This is a genomic window from Coriobacteriia bacterium (assembly GCA_018368455.1).
In the GTDB taxonomy this organism is placed as follows: Bacteria; Actinomycetota; Coriobacteriia; order Coriobacteriales; family UMGS124; genus JAGZEG01.
This window is the reverse complement of record JAGZEG010000006.1, coordinates 115904-134828: the sequence shown is the minus strand read 5'-3', so window position 1 is coordinate 134828 and position 18925 is coordinate 115904. Positions and strand designations below refer to the sequence as shown.

Genomic DNA, 18925 nt, shown 5'->3' with positions numbered 1-18925 from the left:
GCGCATCCCTATGCCAGGATGCGCGCCACTTCGTCGGGGTGCTCGGCGAGCAGGGTTGGGAAGAAGACGAGCGGGGCGGGCACCTCGGGGTGCGGGGCGATGAGGTGCTCCATCCACACCATGTCCCACCAGCGGTTATGCTTGAAGCCGCACTTTTCGAAGTGTCCGACCATGCGGTAGCCGCGTCGCTCGTGGAAGCCGACGCTGCCTCCCTGGTCGGGCACGGCAATACAGGCTTCGGCGTTCGTGACGCCTTGGACGGCGAGCAGGTCCTCCAGGGCGTCGAGCAGCCGCGTGCCCACGTGGCGACCGCGGGCCTCGCGCGCGACGTAGATGGACGTTTCGACGGCCCAGTCGTAGGCGGGACGGCCGTGGAAGGGGCTGGCATACGCGTAGCCCAGGATGCGGCTTGCGGAGTCGGCGGGGTCGAACGCGACGACGTAAGGGTGGCGGGCGAGTGTCGTGGCCACGCGCCTCTCGAACTCCTCGATGCTTGGCACGTTGTACTCGAATGTGATGGCCGTCTCGCGCACGTATGGCGCATAGACGTCGAGCAGCGCCTCCGCGTCCGCCGGCGTTGCGACGCGCAGCGCGACGCGTGCGGGCTGCTCCCTTTGAATACCTTGCGGTGCTACGTTACGTGGCTCGACGAGCACGGCTCCTCCTAGCATGTGCAGGTGCCTGATCGGAACAGCGACGATGAGCCCAGCGTACAACGCCTTTGTGATCGTCGCGTTTCGGGGTGAGGCCTCGGGATGTCTCATGCGAGCGCCTAATAATGCCCGCGCCCGACCTGTTTGGCCAAAACTGTCGTGCTTTGCGAGTCCTCAGGGGCCGCTTGGCGCACTGGCGGGAGGAAAACCGCAGGTGGGCTCGGAGCGTCGGGCGGACAGGAGGTCTTTTGAGGCTCGAAAACTGCCTATCGCCTCGCAAAGCAGGGGTGTTTTGACCAGCGGGGCGGGTTTTCGTCCTTCTCTGGGCTGGCGCCACTGCGATGAAGGCTGCGCGGGTGGGCTCGCTGCCCGCGCGCAGCGCGCCCCCGGAGCCGGTTCGTGCTCGTGCGTAGCGATTGCCGTGCGTGACGGTAGGGGCACCGAAAGCCGGGTGCGGACGGCTCATTGCTCACGCCATGGGGATATGTGGCCATGAATCGGATCAGTGTATGCCCGGCCGCGCCGCTTTCGCACGCGGCTTCGGAAAACTGCAGGTCAGAGAGGCACGATTTTCTGGCCGTGAGCGCTGGATCCCAGAGGTGAGATACACAGGCTTTCTTTTTGGCCACGCGGGCGGGATTTGCTCGCAGGCGGGCCCGCACGTATCCCGCGCACCCTGCGTCGCCCCTACAGTGCGTCCGTGTCGAGCCAGACGGTGAACGGGCCGTCGTTTTCGAGGTCGATGCGCATGTGGGCGCCGAACGTGCCCGTCGCTACGGAGCCGAGGTCGCGGCGCACGAGGTCGCAGAAGTACTCGTAGAGGCGCGTCGCCTCGGCGGGGGCGCCGGCGTTCGTGAACGAGGGACGGTTGCCCTTGCGGCAGTCGGCGTAGAGCGTGAACTGGCTGACGACCATGACCTGCCCGCTCACGTCGGCGAGCGCGAGGTTCGTCTTGCCGGCCTCGTCGTCGAATATGCGCAGCTTGGAGATCTTGGACCACAGCTTGTCGGCCTGGGCCTCCGTGTCCTGCTGGCCCACGCCGAGCAGGATGAGAAAGCCTCGCTCGATGGCGCCGGTTTGCTCCCAGGCCCCGGTGTCTTCCGCGGGCGCGCCCTCGCTCAAAGCGGTAACGCGGGCATGGTTGACGCGCTGGATGAGGGCTCGCATGGGGACATCCTTTCGCACTGGCCGAGATGGGCGGCAGGCTCCCCGCCCTCTTGTATCTTTACCGTTAATAAATTACTTTTACAATCTGTATACAACGGGCCTATCGCTAGACTCCCGTTGCGAATGGACACGATAGCACGTCGGACGGTCGCCGCATGCGACCGGAAGCGAGGTGGCGCCGATGGAACGCTGGCAGGCTGACGATCGCAGGGGGAGCGCAGGCATCCCGACGGCGGGCGGAACGTTCTCCCCGGTTCCCGTCTGCCGCGAGGGCATCGGCAGCCTACAGCGCTCCATGACGCCTCAGCCGGTCATCGACGCCGGCTTTGCGAGCTTTGGCGGCGCGGAGATGGACTTCAAGACGGTGCCGAGCGTCATCGAAGCGGCGACGCGCTTGGCCCAGGGCGGCCTGTACGGCTACACGCTTCCGACGGACGGCTACCTCGAGGCCATCACCTGGTGGATGGCCAACGCCCGCAGCTGGGACATCGACCCGGCCTGGATCGTCCCAGCTCAGGGCACGATCTTCTCCGTGGCCGCCATCATCCGTATGGCGACGGACCCCGGTGATGCCATCATCACGCAGACGCCGGTCTACTACCGCTATGAGCAGGCGGCGACGCGCCTGGGCCGCCGCACGGTCCACAACGAGCTGCGTCTCGTGGGCGACCACTACGAGATGGACTTCGACGACCTCGAGCGCCTCATGGCCGATCCTGCCAACAAGGTGCTCGTCATTTGCAACCCGCACAACCCCGTCGGGCGCGTCTGGCCGGCCGACGACCTCGCGCGCGTCGGCGAGATGGCTCAGGCCACGGACACGATTGTCGTGAGTGACGAGATATTCGCCGAGATGACGTTCGACGGCCATCGCACGACGCCGCTCGTGAGCCTGCCGCAGTGCCAGAGCTGCGGCATCACGCTGACGTCGCTGGGCAAGACGTTCGGCCTGACCGGCCTCAACAACGCCAACGCCATCATCGCCGACCCCGAGCTGCGGGCGCGGTTCACGACGCAACGCACGGCCGACCACTTCGGCAGCATCGACCCGCTGGCCTACGCCTGCGTGAAGGGCGCCTACTGCGAGGAAGGGCTCGCCTGGGTGCGCGGCGCGCGCGACTACATCGCACAGAACCGCGCCATCGTGGCCGACGCCCTGGAGCGCGAGCTCTCTCCGGTGAGGCTGTTGCCGACGGAGGGCACGTTTGTGGGCTGGATCGAGTGGCGCGGCCTGAAGCTGGCGGGCGAGGAGCTTGACCGGTTCCTCACGCAGGAGGCCCTGCTTGTGCTCGAGCCGGGCGAGGAGTACGGCGCGGGCTGCGAGCGCTTCTCGCGCATCAACCTGGCGAGCACGCACGAGCAGACGCGCGCGGCCATGGAGCGCCTCGTGGCGGCGATCGGCCGCCTCCGCACCGGCGACGAGGCATAGGGGGACGCATGACTGCAGGCGGCATCGATGCTTCTCGCATCCCCGACGAGACCCTGGACACGACGGGCATGACGCACGACGAGGCGTTTGCCTTCCTCGATCGCGTGGCCCGCGGCCTCGCCCAGACGCTCGGCCCGTTCTGCGAGACGCTCGTGCAGGACGCTACCGACGAGGGCCTCGTCGTGCGCAGCATCTACAACGGCCACGTCTCGGGCCGCTCCGTCGGCTCGACGCTGAGCATCTACGGCGGCGAGACGTCGCAGGAAAGCCCCGAAAACCGCGAGCTCGACCTCGAGGCCGACAGTGTGGGACTGCTCGCGACGGCGCCCGACGGCCGGCATGTCAAGTCGTCCACCTGGACGCTGCACGGGCCGGGCTACGTGCTTGAGCTCGGCATCAACCTGGACATCACGGCCGTGGGGCAGGCGTCCGCCGTGCTGTCCGGCCTGGCGCAGGTGGGCGGCGAGCTGCGCGAGCAGATGCGCTCCCACCCGGCCGCGCCCCAGGAGGCCCAGGGTGTGCTCGACGCCGAGCTCGCGCGCCTGGGCAAGCCGGCCGAGTCGCTCTCGCGCGACGAGCGCGTCCGCCTCGTGCGAGCCCTGCGCGCGGCCGGGTTCTTCGACTTCCAGAAGAGCGTGCCGCTCGTGGCCCGCTGCCTGGGCGTCTCGAAGTGCTCCATCTACAACTACCTGCGCGAATAGGGGACGGAGTCCAAGCGCGTTCACGTACGGCCGGGGCCCTGCGTCCCGCCATTGCGTTTCTGATTTAAAAACAATGTAAACGACCTAAACGATTGGTCAAAGTACGTGCTAGAGTGAGGCATCACGAGAGCGGGACTCCCTGGCAATCGGGGATACCACGGACAGGGGACGGGCCCTATGGGCAGGTATATCGTCAAGCGTCTCATATTCGCCGTTGTGACCATATTCGTCGTCACGACGCTCACGTTCTTCCTGATGAACATGGTGCCCGGCGGCCCGTTCACCTCCGACCGTTTGTCGGACCAGGCCCAGGCGCTCATCCGCCAGAAGTACGGCCTCGATCAGCCCGTCATCGTGCAGTTCGGCGCCTACCTCTCGCAGCTGCTCCACGGCGATCTCGGCACGTCCATCATCAACGCCGGCTACTCCGTCAACCAGATCATTGCCGACAAGTTCCCCGTCTCGTTCAAGCTCGGCATTGTCGCCATCGCGGTGTCGTGCCTCATCGGCATCCCGCTGGGCATCTTGGCTGCCTATAAGCGCGGCACGGTCGTCGACCGCGTCGTGACGGCGCTGTCGAGTCTGTTTGCCTCGCTGCCGGGTTTCGTGCTGGCCGTCGTGCTGCTCTACGCGTTCGGCATGTGGCTGCACGTGCTGCCGACGTCGGGCCTCTCGACGCCGGCGACGTACATCTTGCCGGTGGCGGCCCTATCCGTCGGACCCATCTCCGTGCTGGCGCGCATCACCCGCGCCGGCCTGCTCGACGTGCTGTCCCAGGACTCAACGCGCTTCCTGCGCGCCAAGGGCATGAGCACGCGCGTCGTTCTGTTCAAGCACGCGCTGCGCAACGCCGCCGTGCCCATCATTACGACGCTGGGTCCGCTCGCCGTGGGCATCCTGGTGGGCAACCTCGTCGTCGAGACGGTGTTCTCCATCCCGGGGCTCGGCTCGTACCTCGTGAAGTGCATCAGCCAGCGCGACTACCCCGTCATCATGGGCACGACGATCTTCTACACGGCGTTCATTGTCGTCGTGCTGCTCGTTGTCGACCTGCTGTACTGCGTCATCGACCCGCGCGTTAAGCTGGACGAGGAGTAAGCCATGGCCAAGAAAAGCGATGTCCTGCGGGCCGGGGCGAGCTCTGCGGACGGCGCCTCCCTGCTGGTTGACCCGTCCGCTCCCGGCATCGATCTGGCGGCCGGCGACTTTGCGCCCATCGCCCCGGGCGCCGCGGCCCAGCCCGAGTCGCCCGACGCCCAGCAAGCGCTGTGGCGGCGCATGGCGGCCGTGTTCTTCTCGAACAAGATTGCTGTCGTGGCGCTCGTGCTCTTTGTGGCCGTCGCGCTGTTCGGCTTCGTGGGCCCCCTGTTCACCGACGTGAGCTACGACCAGGTGTTCCGCGGCGAGGAGAAGCTTGCCCCGTGCGCTGCCCACCCGTTCGGCACGGACAGCATGGGGCGTGACCTGCTCGTGCGCTGCATGTACGGCGTGCGCATCTCTCTGCTCGTCGGCATCGTCACGGCCGTGGCCGTCCTCGTCATCGGCACGGCGTACGGCGCGGTGTCGGCTTGGTGCGGCGGCAAGGTCGATCTCGTGATGATGCGTCTCGTCGAGATCATCGAGAGCCTGCCGGCTCAGCTCGTTGTGCTGCTGATGGCCATCTCGCTCAAGGCGCCGATCGACAACCTGTTCGACCAGCTGCCGCCGAGCTTCTTCACGCAGATGGGCTCGGGCATGGTGTGCATCCTCATCGCGTTTTCGCTGCTGTACTGGACGGGCATGGCGCGCATCGTGCGCGGGTCCATCTTCCAGCTCAAGAACGAGGGCTACGCCATGGCGGCGCGCTCCATGGGCGCGAAGGGCCCGCGCGTCGTGTGGTCGCACCTGCTGCCCAACAGCATGGACGTCATCATTGTCAACGTGACGCAGTCCATTCGCGGCGCCATATTCGCCGAGGCGTTCCTGAGCTTCATCGGCATGGGCGTATCAGTGCCGATGGCCTCTCTGGGCACGCTCATCAACAACGCGCGCACGGACATGATGCTCTACCCGTACCAGATGATCGAGCCGGTCATCCTCATCTTCGTCATCACTTGGGCGCTCTACGTCATCGGCGACGCCGTGCAGGACGCCCTTGACCCGCGCATGCAGCAGCAGTAGGGGAGGGCGATGACCATGGCGAACGAGACGGAGGCGAGCGTGGGCATGCAGGCGGACGGGCCGCTGCTGCGCGTGCGCGACCTGGGCGTGCGCATTTCCTCGAAGAAGGGGTCGTACCGAGTCGTGGACGGTGTGGGCTTCGACGTGGCCCGCGGCGAGATCCTGGGCATCGTCGGCGAGAGCGGCTGCGGCAAGTCTATGACGATGAGCGCCGTCATGGGCCTGCTGCCCGACAACGCCGCCATCGACGAGGGCACGGTCGAGCTGGACGGTACCGACGTGCGCTCGCTCGACCGGCGCTCCATGGAGCAGCTGCGCGGCGGCCGCATGGCCATGGTGTTCCAGGACCCGATGACGGCGCTCGACCCGCTGTACACCGTTGGCAGCCAGATCGGCGAGGCCATCCGGGCGCACCTGGGGCTGCGTGGCCAGGCGGCGCGCGACGTCGCGATCGACTACCTGCGTCGCGTCGGCCTGTCCGAGCCGGAGAAGCGCCTGAAGCAGTACCCGTTCGAGCTGTCGGGTGGCATGCGCCAGCGCGTCATCATCGCCATCGCTCTGTGCTGCCGGCCTGACCTGCTCATCTGCGACGAGCCGACGACGGCTCTCGACGTCACGATCCAGGCGCGCATTCTCGACCTCATCCGCGAGCTGCACGAGGAGCTCGGTGGGGCCGTTGTGTTCATCAGCCACAACATGGGCGTCATCGCGAGCCTGTGCGACCGCGTGCTCGTGATGTACGCGGGCCGAGTCGTCGAGCGCGGCACGGTGTGGCAGCTGTTCAACGAGACGGCGCATCCCTACACGAAGGGCCTGCTGACGTGCGTGCCCTCGCTGGACGGCGAGCGCAGTGCCCCGCTCGTGCCCATCCCGGGCACGGTGGGCAACCCGCGCACCAGACCGGTGGGCTGCCCGTTCGCGCCTCGCTGCGGGCGTGCCATGGCCGTGTGCCTACGCGCCTGCCCGCCCGAGTTCGACCTGGGAGCTGGCCATGGCTGTGCGTGCTGGCTGGCCTGTGACGCCGCAAAGGAGGCGCATGAGCATGGCGAGCGATAAGGCTGCCGCCGAGACGGGCGCGAAGGCCGTCGATTCCGAGGGCCTCGTGCCGCTGCTGCGCGTGCGCGACCTGTGCCAGGCGTTCCCGATGCGCGTGGGCGGGCGCAAGCGCCCCGTTCCCGTCGTCGAGGGCGTGTCGTTCGACGTCGCGCCCGGCGAGTCGCTCGGCCTCGTGGGTGAGAGCGGCTGCGGCAAGACGACGGTCGGTCGTTCCATCATGCACCTCTACGAGCCGACGTCGGGCACGGTCGAGCTGAACGGCGTGCCGGTGACGCGCCACACGGCGCGCGAGGCCTACCGCTCCATGCAGATGGTGTTCCAGGATCCCTACACCTCGCTCGATCCGCGCAAGACGATCGCGGCCATCGTCGAGGAGCCGCTGCGCATCCAGAAGGTCGGCGACCGCGCGTCGCGCCGCGAGAAGGCGGCGCGCGCCGTGCAGCTCGTGGGCCTTGAGCCTGCGACGCTCGAGCGCTATCCGTTCTCGCTGTCGGGTGGCCAGCGCCAGCGCGTCGCCATCGCCCGCGCGCTCGTGAGCGACCCCAAGTTCGTCATCTGCGACGAGGCCGTGTCGGCGCTCGACGTCTCCGTGCAGGCCCAGGTGCTCAACATCCTCGTGGACCTGCAGCGTCGCCTCGGCCTGTCCTACCTGTTCATCAGCCACGACCTCGCCGTCGTGCGCCACGTGTGCGAGCGCATCGCCGTCATGTACCTCGGCCGCCTCGTCGAGGTCGCGCCGACCGACGAGCTGTTCTCCCGCCCGCGCCATCCCTACGTCGAGGCGCTGCTGTCGGCCATCCCCGTGCCCGACCCCGCGCGGGCTCGCACGAGCCGTCGCATCACGCTCGAGGGTGAGTTGCCCGCGCTGACGAACCTGCCGGCGGGCTGCGTGTTCTCGACGCGCTGCCCCTACGCGCAGGAGCGCTGCCACACGCAGCGCCCCCAGCTCGAGGAGGTCGCTCCGGGGCACACGTGCGCCTGCTTGCGCTGGCGCGAGCTGCAGCTCTCCGGCGTGGCCGAGCTCGGCATCGCCGCAGGCCCTGCGGACGCCCCCGCATCACCTGCTCCCCGGTAGTCAGCTGGCGGGCGCCCCCGAGGCCCCGCCCTATCGAAAGGACTCCCTATGAACCGCGCCACCTCTCCCTGCTCGCCCGATCGGCCGGCTCCCACCGCCGCCGGCATGACGCGCCGCGCCGCGCTTGGCCTTGCGGCCGCTGCTGGCGTCGTCGCGCTGACCGGCTGCTCCAACGACGCCAACAACGGCGGGGCCGCCTCCTCGGCCGCTGACGCCGGCGCGTCCTCGGCGCCTGCCTCCGGCGCCAAGGAGCTCACGGTTTTCGTCGTCTCCTCGCTGGCGACGCTCGACCCGCAGAACGACGCGAACTCCGACGACCAGGACATCACCGGCCTACTCGGCGAGGGCCTCTACCGCCTCGACTCCGACGGCACGACGGCCGTCCCCGCTATCGCCGAGAGCCGCGAGGTCTCCGACGACGGCCTCACGTACACGTTCAAGCTCAAGAGCGGCGTGAAGTGGCAGGACGGCCAGGACGTGACGGCCGAGCAGTTTGTCGAGGGCCTGCGCCGCTTCTACGACCCGGCCACCGCCTCCGAGAACGCCAACACGTACTTCTCGTACGTCGAAGGCTCGGCCGACGTTTACAACGGCGAGAAGGATCCCTCGACGCTGTCCGTCAGCGCCCCTGACGACACGACGCTCGAGCTCACGGTCGCCACGGTGCTGCCCGAGCCCACGGTGCTCGCCTTCCTGAGCAGCGCGCCGGCCTACCCCATCCGCACGGACAAGATCGAGGAGGGCGGCGACGGCTGGTCGACGAACCCCGAGACGCACCTGTCGTGCGGCCCTTACAAGCTCGAGCAGTACGCCCCTGACGAGAAGGTTGTCCTGACGCGTAACGACGCCTACACCGGCGACGCCCCCGCCGAGGCCGACACGATCACGTTCCGCCTGTTCGCCGACTCCTCCGCCGCCGACGTGGCCATGGGCAACGGCGAGCTCGCGTTCTACAAGTACGCCTCCGACGCGCTCATCGCGCAGATGGACGGCAAGGCGCAGGTCAACGTCAGCGAGACGTTCGGCACGGCCGTGCTCTACATGAACAACGGCGCCGCCCCGCTCGACGACCCGAAGGTGCGCGAGGCCGTGTTCCGCGCCATCGACCCGACCTACGCCAACGAGACGCTCGAGAGCGGTCGCGCGACGGTGGCCAAGGGCCTGGCCGGCGACGTGTTCTCCGACCCGACGGGCGTGTCGTTCCGCGAGAACTCGCAGATCATCGACGACTTCTCCGACGACGAGCTGCAGAAGGCCAAGGACCTGCTCAAGGAGGCCGGCTACGAGAACGGCGAGGGCCTGCCCTCCATGGCGTTCATCACGACGAGCACGACGATGGGCACGAAGCGCGCCGAGTTCTTCCAGGCCATGCTCAAGGACAACCTGGGCATCCAGGTGGACGTCGAGGCGTATGACATCCCGACGTACCTGGACAAGCTGACGTCGGGCCAGTTTGCCTTTGCGTTCGCGAACACGTCGGTGAGCTGCGACAACGTCATCGAGCTGTTCCAGAACTTCGAGGGCTCGTCCAACAACTACGGCATCAAGGTCGACGACTTCGACGACCTGCTTGCCCGCGCCTCGACGGAGTCCGACCCCCAGACGCAGGCTGACCTGTTGCACGACGCCGAGAAGGCGCTCGTGAGCGAGGCGTTCGCCATCCGTCCGGTCACGTACTCCTACCAGGTGAGCCTCGTGTCCAACGACGTCGAGAACCTCGTGATGTGCGGCACGGGCAACGTGCTGTTCAACTTCATGACGCTCAAGAGCTGGGCGTAGGAAGATTTGTGACGTGGGGGCGCCCGGGCTGTCAGCTCGGGTGCCCCCACGCGTTTGTGCGGGACGTGGCAGCGCCGGTGACGGGATGGCGGCTCTGGGCGGGATGGCGATGCGGAAAGGCGGGCGAGGCTCGTGGGCGACAAGCGGGTGCTGACGTTTGACGAGGAGTCGGTCTATCCGGCGCTGGGCGTGCCCCTGCGCAGGGGTGCCGACTTCGCCGAGGTGTTCTTCGAGGACAAGGCGGAGACGCGCATAGACAGCGACGGCGAGCGGGTGTGCGCCGCCTCGCTCACGCACATGCGCGGCGCGGGGCTCTACCTGCTGAGCGGGCAGGACACGCGCTACGGCTACACGAACGACGCCTCGTCCGCCGGCATCTCCGCGCTGGCCGACGACATCTCGAGCGCGCTGGCCTGGGACAGCCCGGCCCCGGCGCGCGAGCCGCTCGAGCTGGGGGAGGCCCGCGCCGTGCCCTCGCCCAACGCCATCGCGCTCGACCCCACGGACGTGCCGCTCGAGCGCAAGAAGGCCGTGCTGCTCGACATCTGCCGGCGCGCGCGGGGCTTTGACGCCCGCATCGTCGACGCACACGCCGACTACCAGGACCGCGTGCAGAACGTCGCCGTGCTCAACTCCGAGGGCTTGCTCACGCGTGAGCGCCGCGTCATCACGACGCTGCGGCTCTACGTGACGGCGGCCGAGGACGGGCGCAGCAACGCGAACTGGTCGAACTACTCCATGGCGGCGGGCTTCGAGTGCCTCGAGGACGAGGGGCGCCGCGCGGCCATGGTGGCAAAGACGTGCGGCGCGGCGCTGAACGGCCTGCGTGCCGTGAGCGTGGCCCCCGAGGTCATGCCCGTCGTCGTCGACAGCGGCACCTTCATCCACGAGGACTGCGGCCACCCGCTCGAGAGCACGCACCTGGCCGGTGGCGCGTCGGTGTTCTACGGCAAGATCGGCCAGCGCGTCGCCTCGCCGCTCGTGACGATCCTCGACGACGGCACGCAGAGCGGCCTGTGCGGCTCGGCCGCCATCAGCGACGAGGGCGTGGCGTCGGCCCCCAACCTGCTCATCGAGGACGGCGTCCTGCGCGGCTACATGGTCGACCGCCTGGGGTCGCGCCAGCTCGGCATGGCCCAGACGGCGGCGGGCCGGCGCCAGGACTACCGCTTTGCCCCGGTTGCCCGCATGACGAACACGTACATGCGCGCTGGCACGACGCCTAACGACAGCATCATCCCGAGCGTGTCGCACGGCCTGTACGTCAGCGAGGTCGGGGGCGGCAACGTCAACCCGACGACGGGCAACTTCAACTTCCTGGTCGCCTCGGGCTACCTCATCGAGAACGGCGAGCTGACGTACCCCATCGCGAACATCAACCTGTCGGGCCAGAGCATCGACGCCCTCATGCGCGTCGCGGCCGTGGGCGACACGTACCACCCCGACGACGGCTCGCTGTGCGGGGCCGACTCGGGCCTCATCTACGTCACTGCCTACATGCCGCGCGTGCTCATCGACGGCATGCTCGTCGGTTAGGAGGCGGGCATGGCCCAGGGAAAGACGAGCATCGGCTCGGCACAGGCTGAGGGTACGACGGGCGAGCTGCGAACGGAGGGCGTGATGGGCGTGGGAGCGGTGGCGGGTGAACTAGAGCGGCTCGCGGGCTGCTATGCCGACCAGGTCGAGGGCTTCGAGCTGGACGAAGAGCGCTCCCGGCTGTTCGAGAAGATCGCGACGCCGGGCGGGACGTCAGGCACGACGTTCGCGCTGAGCCAGCGGCTGCTGCGCACGGCGGGACGGCGCGTCGTGTCCGTGCGCACGGAGGACCCCGAGGAGAGCATCGAGGCCCTGGCAGCGCGCGCTGTCGACCTGGCGGCGTGCGTCGACGAGTCCGTGCCAGCAGGCCTGCTCGGGCCGGAGGACGGCGACGGGGCGGCGCCTGCGAGTGCGGGCGCTTGCGACGCAGGGCTCGCGGACGCGTGCGAGCCGGATCTCCCCGCGCCCGACGCCGCCATGGACGCGACCGCCCGCCGGGGGCTCGACCTGCTGCTCGCGGCCGCGGGCGACCCCATGGAGCCGGCGTGCGCCGTGCGCCACTACGCCGAGGGGCATGCGATTACGAACTCGCGGGGCCTGCAGCGCCGTGGCGCGGCCGAGCACTACCAGGCGCGCATGAGCTACATCGCGCGCGGCGCCACCGAGATGCACGACGTCACGTGTCGCGCCTACGCCCCGAGTCTGGACGAGCTCGACCTTGAGGCGCTGGCTCGCCGTACGGCGCTCATGGCCACGGCGTCGCTCGACGGCGTCGAGCTGGCGAGTGGCACGTATCCCGTCGTGTTCTCCGGCCAGGTCATGTGCCAGATGCTCATGGGTTTCTGGCAGCTGTTCTCGGCGCAGAAGGTCGCGACGGGGCAAAGCCTGCTGGCTGGCAGGATCGGCCAGCGCATCGCCTCGCCGCAGCTGACGATCGTCGACGAGGCGTGCGTGCCCGGCGGCGGCGCCAAGCTGGGTTTCGACGTCCAGGGCGCCGCCAAGTCCCGCACGCTCGTCGTGGACGCCGGCGTGTTCGTTACCCCGCTGTCCGACCTGGCGTGGGCCGGCCGGCTCGGGTTGCCGGCGAGCAGCGGAAACGCGGCGCGCCGCGACACGCTGGGGCGCATCGTGCCCAACGACGTGACCATCGCGCCGAGCAACCTGTGCGTGTGGCCGACCGAAGGTGCGGGTCTGCCGTTTGACGAGCTACTCGCACAGGTGGGCGACGGCATCTACCTCACGGACATCGGCGACATCTACCACAGCTTCAACCTTGCGTCCGGCGGCGTCTCGGCGCCCTGTCGAGGCGCGTTCATCCGCGATGGGAAGCTCGCGGGCGGCATCCGCTCCTGTTCGCTGTCCGACAACCTGACGTCGCTGTTCGAGCACGTGGCTGCTGTGGGCGCCGACATGACGTTCGTCGACCTCGAGGACCTCAACGCCTACTACACCGGTGCGCCCGACGTGTTCGTCTCCGAGGTGCGCCTCGTCGGGACTGGCGCGTAGGGCTGCGCTTGGGCGGAATGCGCATCCGTGTGCATCCCGCGAATTCCGAAAGGCAAGTGGGGCACTCTCAAAGTTAGGGAACAATACCCGCAAGCAAGAAAGGGCGAGCGGCGCTTTTTCGGGCTGCCTGTCTGCACATACGTTCATGCCACGAGGGAGAGGAACCCACTATGGCCGAGGTTAAGTTCTATCGCTGCAATCACTGCGGCAACATCGTCGTGATGGTCAAGGACGCCGGCGTCAATCCCGTGTGCTGCGGCGAGAAGATGGAGCTGCTCGTCGCCGGCTCCACCGACGCTGCCACCGAGAAGCACGTGCCCGTCGTGACGCCCGTCCACAACGGCCACGCCATCGAGGTTACCGTCGGCTCCGTCGCCCACCCCATGCTCGAGGAGCACTCCATCGAGTGGATCGCACTCGTCGCTGAGGATCGCACGGAGATCCACTACCTCAAGCCCGGCGAGGAGCCCAAGACCGTCTTCGCCGGCGTTGAGCACGGCACCGTCTACGAGTACTGCAATCTGCACGGTCTGTGGAAGGCGGATTTTTAATCGGGGACTGTAGCACCCCACCTACTGCGTTGGGCCGCCCCTTACGTAGCGTTTAGTACGCTGCGGGGGCGGCCCGCCTTGTATCTGGGGCACTACAGCCCCGATTACCCATAGGAGCGGCAACCACAGCACGGCATCTACTGCGTTGGACCGGGGCTTACGTAGCGTTAGTACGCTACGCCCCGGTCCGCCTTGTATCTGCCGCACTGTGGCACCGCTTAACGAAGTAGGGAATTGTGCGAGAATTTGTTGGGCTGCCCTGCGGCGTTTAGCGCGCTGCGGGGCGGCTTACTTCATATCTGGGGCATTACGCCGCAGTCCCGATTGCCCATGATGAGCGGCAGCCGCTGCACTCCATCTGCGGCGTTGGACTGGGCCTGCCGAGGTCGGGCAGTCTCTTCGGTTGTGCTAGGTTTTGTAAAACCTGAGCCTGGAAATGGGCGCGGATTGCGGCTGTGCGAGGTTTGCGCGGCTTTTTTGCGCGCAAGGCGAAGGGGTCTCAACCTGAGCACCCCTCCTACCTGCGGTTTTCCTGGGTGCCTCACGCGTGCATGACAAAACCGGGCCCGCAAACCTCGCACAGCCGCAAATCGGGGACAATTTCGCTGCCCACTTTTACAAAACCTAGCACAACCGAAAAAGGGGCCCACAAGACGAGGCCGTGTGGGGCCGCGCACGCCCTGGCCGGCGGCTTCGGGGTAGGTCGTGCTATCCGGGGGCTGGGCGCGCCCTAGCCGCTGGTTCCGGGGGAGACCGAGTCGCCCGGGGGAACCGGGGCGCACCCTGGCTAGCGGCTTCATGAGGAGCCGGGCCGTCCGGGGCGTCTCGTGTGGCGGGTCGCGCCACCTCGCGTGATGGGCTCCCCGCGTCTTCCCGTATGTGAGCGGTCGGCATTTCTTGTGGCCGACACACACATGACTCGATGGGCCGCTATGCTACGTCCCGCTTGGGCGTCGGACGCCATCGGTGGCGCGTCCGTCACGCCGCAGGCCAGACCACAGAAAGGTGCACGTCCTATGCGTATTGCGCTCGCGCAGCTCAACTCGATCCCGGGAGACTTCTCCGGCACGGTGCGCCACATGCTCTCCTATGCCGAGCGCGCCGCCCGCCTGGGCGCAGACGTCGTCATCTTCCCGACGACAATCCTGAGCGGCACCTATCCCGTGGGTATCAGCGAGTCCACCTCCTTCGAGCTCGACATGCTTGACGCCCTCGAGGACTTCGCCGCTCGCACGCCCATCTCTGCGGTCGTTCCCGCCTACGTCTTCGACGGCGACGCCGGCTACACGGAGGTCTTCCTGTGCGCGGACGGGGCTGCGGGCCCTCTGCGCCTGCGCGAGATGGGGCGCTCTGGCGAGGACGCCCGCATCGACGAGACGGTCGCCCAGGCGCACATCGCCGGCGCCAGCATACAGTTCGTTGTCGGCGACACGGGCCTGTCCGCGCGAGACGCCGCCGTTGACGTGACCGTCGTGCTGTCGGCGCTGCCGTTCTGCGACGAGGACTCCTCGACGCTGCTGGCACCCGGCCTGGGCGACAGCTCGCTGCAGGGCCTCGTCGCCGAGTGCCCCTGCGCGATCGCGATGTTGCAGGGCGTCGGCGGCTACGACGACACCGTGCTCGCCGGCGGGAGCTTCGCCGCCTCTGCGGAAGGCTCCATCCTCGCGGCGTGCCCGAGCTTCGAGGAAGCGCTTGTCACGTTCGACATCGAGCCCACGCTCTCCGACGACGCCGCGGGCGACTCTGCCTTTGCGCCGCTCGCGACGAAGGAGACGCTCCCGAATCCGCACCTGACGACGGAGCCGGTGCTCGTGGGCGGCCCCGAGGGCGCGCGCTCGGCGGCGTTCCCCACGCTGACGGTGGTCCCCCGCGAGGAGGCGCGCCCATCTGGCGACTCCGGCGTCGCGATGCTCGTGGGCGTGCCGGTCGAGGAAGTCCCGGCCCTCTCCGAGCCGGCTCGTACGGGCCTGCTTTGGAAGGCCCTGACGCTCTCCGTGCGCGACTACGTGCGCAAGTGCGGCTTTTCCGACGTCATCGTTGGCTTGTCGGGCGGCATTGACTCCTCGGTCGTCGCGGCGCTTGCTGTCGACGCGCTCGGCCCCGAACACGTGCTGGGCATCCTGATGCCGGGGCCCTACTCGAGCGAGGGCTCGGTTGCCGACGCCACGGCGCTCGCCGAGAACCTGGGCATCGCAACGCATACCGTGTCCATCGCCGGTCTGTACGACAAGGCAGCCGCCTTGTTCTCCGAGGCGCTTGGCGCGCCGTTCGAGGGCGTCGCGGCAGAGAACCTGCAGGCCCGTCTACGCGGAACGACGCTGATGTCACTGGCCAACGCGCGTTGCGCACTCGTGCTCAACACGGGCAACAAGTCCGAGTCCGGCATGGGCTACTCGACGCTGTACGGCGACACGGTAGGGGCGTTTGCCCCGCTTGCCGACGTGTACAAAGGCCGCGTGTACGACCTGGCGCGCTGGCGCAACGCGGGCAGCGTCGGGCCAGCCATCCCGGAGAACGTGCTCGTCAAGGCGCCCTCGGCCGAGCTCTCTGCCGGTCAGACGGACGAGGGCTCGTTCGGCGTGAGCTACCCGGACATCGACAAGATCCTGACGATGCACGTCGAGCGCGGCATGAGTGCCGCCGACATCGTGGGCGCAGGCATCGACGCCGCGTCGGTGCAGCGCGTGCTCGATGCCTGTCGCGTCGCCGAGTTCAAGCGCCGCCAGGAGCCGATGGGGCCGGTCGTCTCGCTGAAGCCGTTCGTCGATCGCGCCTGGCCGGTCGTTCTGGGCTGGCGCGACAGGGCGGTGCGTCCGGCTGAGGGAGAGGCGCCGGGGCAGGAGGAGGACGCCGCGCTCTTCAGCGAGCTGATGTCCGCGCCAGAGGGCCAGGACATCGACGTGGGCAAGGTCCTGCTTGCCCTGGCGCGCGAGGCGAACCCCGTCCCCGACCGGCTCGACGCCATGCTCGGGCGCCTCGTCCATCGCGACCAGGTCGTGGGCATGCTGGGCGACGTCGCATATGGCGCGTCGATCTCCGGCCAGGGCCCCGACATGGACAGCGCTCTGGGCCTGCCGCTCTTCTCGAAGAACTGATGCGGGTAATCCAGCGGGGTGTCGTCCGGATCTGGGAAGGGGGCCCGCGTGAAGAGCGGTGATCTCGCGCGCATGGCCGGCGTGAGCGTGCGTGCGCTGCGCCACTATCACGCCATTGGCATCCTGCCCGAGCCGCCCCGGCACGAGAACGGCTATCGCGACTACGACGCGTCGTCTTTGCTGCGGGTGCTGCGCATCCGGCAGCTCGCCTCGCTTGGGTTTTCGCTCGAGCAGATCGGGCCCCTGCTCGACGCGCTCGATGAGGGGCGGGGCGAGTCGGACGCGGAGGCCTCTCTTCTCGAGGGGCAGGGCTCGCGAGACACCGACCGCGTCCTCGACGAGCTCGACACGCACCTCGCCGAGCAGATACGGCTGCTCGAGGCCCAGCGCGCCACCATCGCCCGCCTGCGTGCCGACCGGATCTCCCCCGACGTTCCCGACCGTGCCGCGGGCGCTCTCGACGCGCTTGCGGGGCTGGCGTCGCGCCTCCCCGAGCCGGGCTTTCTCGACTGGATGTTCACGTCTGCCGATCGGCTTGCGATGGGCATCGCCGTCCACCTGTATTCCGACGGCGACCTCGCCGAGATGGAGCGCGTGTTTCGCGCCATTCCCGAGCGTGGGCTCATGGGGGAGTACGTCGCGGCGAGTCGGGAGGTGGAGGCGCTCCCGGCTGACGCCTCGCCCGAAGCGCGCGACCACGCCACACGAAGGTGCGCGGCCTTTCTCGACCGGGTGCTCGACTGCTTCTCCGCCGAGAACTGGCTGCGGCCCGAGGCCGAGTACGAGCGCGTCCTCGCGTCCGTTGCGAAGCAGGGGTACAACGAGGCGCAGAAAGACGTCTCCGAGCGGGTCTTTTGCCTGCTTGCGGAGCGGCTGGCATCTCGGGAGCGCGTGGAGGGTTCCTCGGCGCTTGACCCCGACGCTACGTCGTAGTTTTTACTGCCTTCCCAGACGGGCGGCCCTGTGAGGTGCGGCCGCCTTCGCTTGGGAAGGAGAGACGATGCGTCGTCGTGCTACGGTGATCTACCTCATATCCAATGCCTGCTCGCTCATGGGAAATGCCATCGCGGGCGTTGTCTTGCCGCTCGTGCTTCTCGCGCGGACGGGCGACGTGCTGGCGGCGGGCTCGCTGGCGCTCATCTGCGCCGTTCCGCAGTTCCTCGCAGGTTTTGTCGGCGGGGCCGTCCTCGACCGGTTTGACCGCCGGCGCGTCGGCATCGCCGCCGACCTCGTGTCCGCGCTGAGCGTCGCCCTGCTACCGGTCGTCGACGCCGTGTGGGGCCTGAGCTTCGGATGGTTTGTGGCGCTCGGCCTGCTGGGCGCTGTCGGCGACGTCCCCGGCATGACGGCGCGCGACACGATCATGCCTGCCGCATGCCGCTACGACGGCGTCGAGCTGCAGCGATTCGTGGGTGTCGACCAGGGCGTGAACGCTGCCGCCGCCATCGCGGGCCCCGCTGCCGCCGCCCTGCTCATGGGGCTCGTCGGCGACGTCGGCGCCCTGTGGGCGACAGCGGCGTGCTCCTGCGTCGCGGCGCTCGCCACGATGGCCCTGCCGCGCGAGGTCGGCGCGGTCGACTCCCGGGGCGAGGGGGAGGCCACCCGCCCGGGTGCGCTCTCGCTGTTTACGGAGGGCATGCGCACCCTCTTCGCCCGCGATCGCCTCGTGCGATCGTCCATCGTGCTGTCGTTTGGCGTCACGATGGTCATGGGGAGCTTCCAGGGCATCGTGTTGCCGGCCCACTTCACGGCTGCCGGGTATCCGGAGCAGGCGGGCTACGTGGTGGCAGCCATGGGCGCGGGCCTGCTCGTCGGCTCGCTGGTGTATTCGGCTGCCGCGAAGAAGCTGTCCCAGTATGCGTGGCTCTGTGTCTCGCTCGTGGGTATGGCGGCGGGTATCGCAGGTATGGGCATGCTGCCCGGGCTGCCGCTACTGATCGCCTGCGCGGCGCTTACCGGCTTCGCTGCCGGCCCGGCCTCGGCGCTGCTGGGCTTCTTCATCTACGATCGCATCCCTGAGAACCGACGCGGCGCGGGCATGGGCGCACTGAACGCCTTGTACCTGGTCGTTGGACCTGTCGGCGTGTTTGCGGGCTCGGCGCTCATCGAGGCGATGGGATTGGGCGCCACGGGCATCTCGCTCGCCGTGGTGTGGGCCGCCGTGTGCGCCCTGTCCCTGTGTGCTCGCTCGTTTCGCAGCCTGAGGTAGCTGCCGGT

General features: G+C 68.4%; 15 protein-coding genes. 13 read left to right on the top strand and 2 right to left on the bottom strand.

Annotated elements, in window-relative coordinates:
* Positions 1-8: 8 nt before the first annotated feature.
* Both KHZ24_05330 and dtd read right to left on the bottom strand, forming a co-directional pair.
* Positions 9-671, bottom strand: a complete 663-nt coding sequence (locus KHZ24_05330) for an N-acetyltransferase (protein ID MBS5450619.1) — start codon at positions 669-671, stop codon at positions 9-11.
* A 669-nt stretch (positions 672-1340) separates the two neighbouring features.
* The gene (gene dtd / locus KHZ24_05325) at positions 1341-1820 is read right to left on the bottom strand and encodes a D-tyrosyl-tRNA(Tyr) deacylase (protein ID MBS5450618.1); all 480 of its coding nucleotides are present in this window, start codon (positions 1818-1820) and stop codon (positions 1341-1343) included.
* Between the two features lie 181 nt (positions 1821-2001).
* On the opposite strand from dtd, the gene KHZ24_05320 reads away from it, so the two are divergent.
* From KHZ24_05320 to KHZ24_05260, 13 genes are all read left to right on the top strand, one after another.
* On the top strand, positions 2002-3249 hold the full coding sequence (locus KHZ24_05320; protein ID MBS5450617.1) for an aminotransferase class I/II-fold pyridoxal phosphate-dependent enzyme: 1248 nt from the start codon (positions 2002-2004) through the stop codon (positions 3247-3249).
* 8 nt (positions 3250-3257) lie between these two features.
* A complete protein-coding gene (locus KHZ24_05315) occupies positions 3258-3950 on the top strand; it encodes a helix-turn-helix domain-containing protein (GenBank protein ID MBS5450616.1) in 693 nt (230 codons plus the stop codon).
* 177 nt (positions 3951-4127) lie between these two features.
* Positions 4128-5048 carry an ABC transporter permease gene (locus tag KHZ24_05310; GenBank protein MBS5450615.1) on the top strand — a complete coding sequence of 307 codons (921 nt, stop codon included), beginning with the start codon at positions 4128-4130 and terminating at the stop codon, positions 5046-5048.
* Between the two features lie 3 nt (positions 5049-5051).
* On the top strand, positions 5052-6110 hold the full coding sequence (locus KHZ24_05305; protein MBS5450614.1) for an ABC transporter permease: 1059 nt from the start codon (positions 5052-5054) through the stop codon (positions 6108-6110).
* Positions 6111-6125: 15 nt separating this feature from the next.
* Positions 6126-7166, top strand: a complete 1041-nt coding sequence (locus tag KHZ24_05300) for an ABC transporter ATP-binding protein (GenBank protein MBS5450613.1) — start codon at positions 6126-6128, stop codon at positions 7164-7166.
* Positions 7153-8241, top strand: coding sequence for an ABC transporter ATP-binding protein (locus KHZ24_05295; protein MBS5450612.1), 1089 nt, complete (start codon positions 7153-7155; stop codon positions 8239-8241). Before KHZ24_05300 ends, KHZ24_05295 begins: the two co-directional genes overlap by 14 nt.
* A 48-nt stretch (positions 8242-8289) precedes the next feature.
* Positions 8290-10020, top strand: a complete 1731-nt coding sequence (locus KHZ24_05290; GenBank protein ID MBS5450611.1) for a peptide ABC transporter substrate-binding protein — start codon at positions 8290-8292, stop codon at positions 10018-10020.
* A gap of 132 nt (positions 10021-10152) precedes the next feature.
* On the top strand, positions 10153-11556 hold the full coding sequence (locus tag KHZ24_05285) for a TldD/PmbA family protein (GenBank protein MBS5450610.1): 1404 nt from the start codon (positions 10153-10155) through the stop codon (positions 11554-11556).
* A gap of 9 nt (positions 11557-11565) precedes the next feature.
* Positions 11566-13062 carry a hypothetical protein gene (locus KHZ24_05280; protein MBS5450609.1) on the top strand — a complete coding sequence of 499 codons (1497 nt, stop codon included), beginning with the start codon at positions 11566-11568 and terminating at the stop codon, positions 13060-13062.
* A gap of 170 nt (positions 13063-13232) precedes the next feature.
* The gene (locus KHZ24_05275; GenBank protein ID MBS5450608.1) at positions 13233-13613 is read left to right on the top strand and encodes a desulfoferrodoxin; all 381 of its coding nucleotides are present in this window, start codon (positions 13233-13235) and stop codon (positions 13611-13613) included.
* Between the two features lie 1016 nt (positions 13614-14629).
* Positions 14630-16708: an NAD(+) synthase gene (gene nadE, locus KHZ24_05270; GenBank protein ID MBS5450607.1), complete on the top strand. Its 2079-nt coding sequence runs from the start codon at positions 14630-14632 to the stop codon at positions 16706-16708.
* Between the two features lie 48 nt (positions 16709-16756).
* The gene (locus KHZ24_05265; protein MBS5450606.1) at positions 16757-17641 is read left to right on the top strand and encodes a MerR family transcriptional regulator; all 885 of its coding nucleotides are present in this window, start codon (positions 16757-16759) and stop codon (positions 17639-17641) included.
* 67 nt (positions 17642-17708) lie between these two features.
* Positions 17709-18917 (top strand): MFS transporter, encoded by a 1209-nt coding sequence (locus tag KHZ24_05260; protein ID MBS5450605.1) that lies wholly within the window; start codon positions 17709-17711, stop codon positions 18915-18917.
* The last annotated feature ends 8 nt before the right edge of the window (positions 18918-18925 follow it).

Excerpts from the sequence above, each read along its gene's own strand:
- KHZ24_05330 (MBS5450619.1), bottom strand. The coding sequence starts at position 671 with ATGCTAGGAGGAGCCGTGCTCGTCGAGCCACGTAACGTAGCACCGCAA.
- dtd (MBS5450618.1), bottom strand. The coding sequence starts at position 1,820 with ATGCGAGCCCTCATCCAGCGCGTCAACCATGCCCGCGTTACCGCTTTG.
- KHZ24_05320 (MBS5450617.1), top strand. The coding sequence starts at position 2,002 with ATGGAACGCTGGCAGGCTGACGATCGCAGGGGGAGCGCAGGCATCCCG.
- KHZ24_05315 (MBS5450616.1), top strand. The coding sequence starts at position 3,258 with ATGACTGCAGGCGGCATCGATGCTTCTCGCATCCCCGACGAGACCCTG.
- KHZ24_05310 (MBS5450615.1), top strand. The coding sequence starts at position 4,128 with ATGGGCAGGTATATCGTCAAGCGTCTCATATTCGCCGTTGTGACCATA.
- KHZ24_05305 (MBS5450614.1), top strand. The coding sequence starts at position 5,052 with ATGGCCAAGAAAAGCGATGTCCTGCGGGCCGGGGCGAGCTCTGCGGAC.
- KHZ24_05300 (MBS5450613.1), top strand. The coding sequence starts at position 6,126 with ATGGCGAACGAGACGGAGGCGAGCGTGGGCATGCAGGCGGACGGGCCG.
- KHZ24_05295 (MBS5450612.1), top strand. The coding sequence starts at position 7,153 with ATGGCGAGCGATAAGGCTGCCGCCGAGACGGGCGCGAAGGCCGTCGAT.
- KHZ24_05290 (MBS5450611.1), top strand. The coding sequence starts at position 8,290 with ATGAACCGCGCCACCTCTCCCTGCTCGCCCGATCGGCCGGCTCCCACC.
- KHZ24_05280 (MBS5450609.1), top strand. The coding sequence starts at position 11,566 with ATGGCCCAGGGAAAGACGAGCATCGGCTCGGCACAGGCTGAGGGTACG.
- KHZ24_05275 (MBS5450608.1), top strand. The coding sequence starts at position 13,233 with ATGGCCGAGGTTAAGTTCTATCGCTGCAATCACTGCGGCAACATCGTC.
- nadE (MBS5450607.1), top strand. The coding sequence starts at position 14,630 with ATGCGTATTGCGCTCGCGCAGCTCAACTCGATCCCGGGAGACTTCTCC.
- KHZ24_05260 (MBS5450605.1), top strand. The coding sequence starts at position 17,709 with ATGCGTCGTCGTGCTACGGTGATCTACCTCATATCCAATGCCTGCTCG.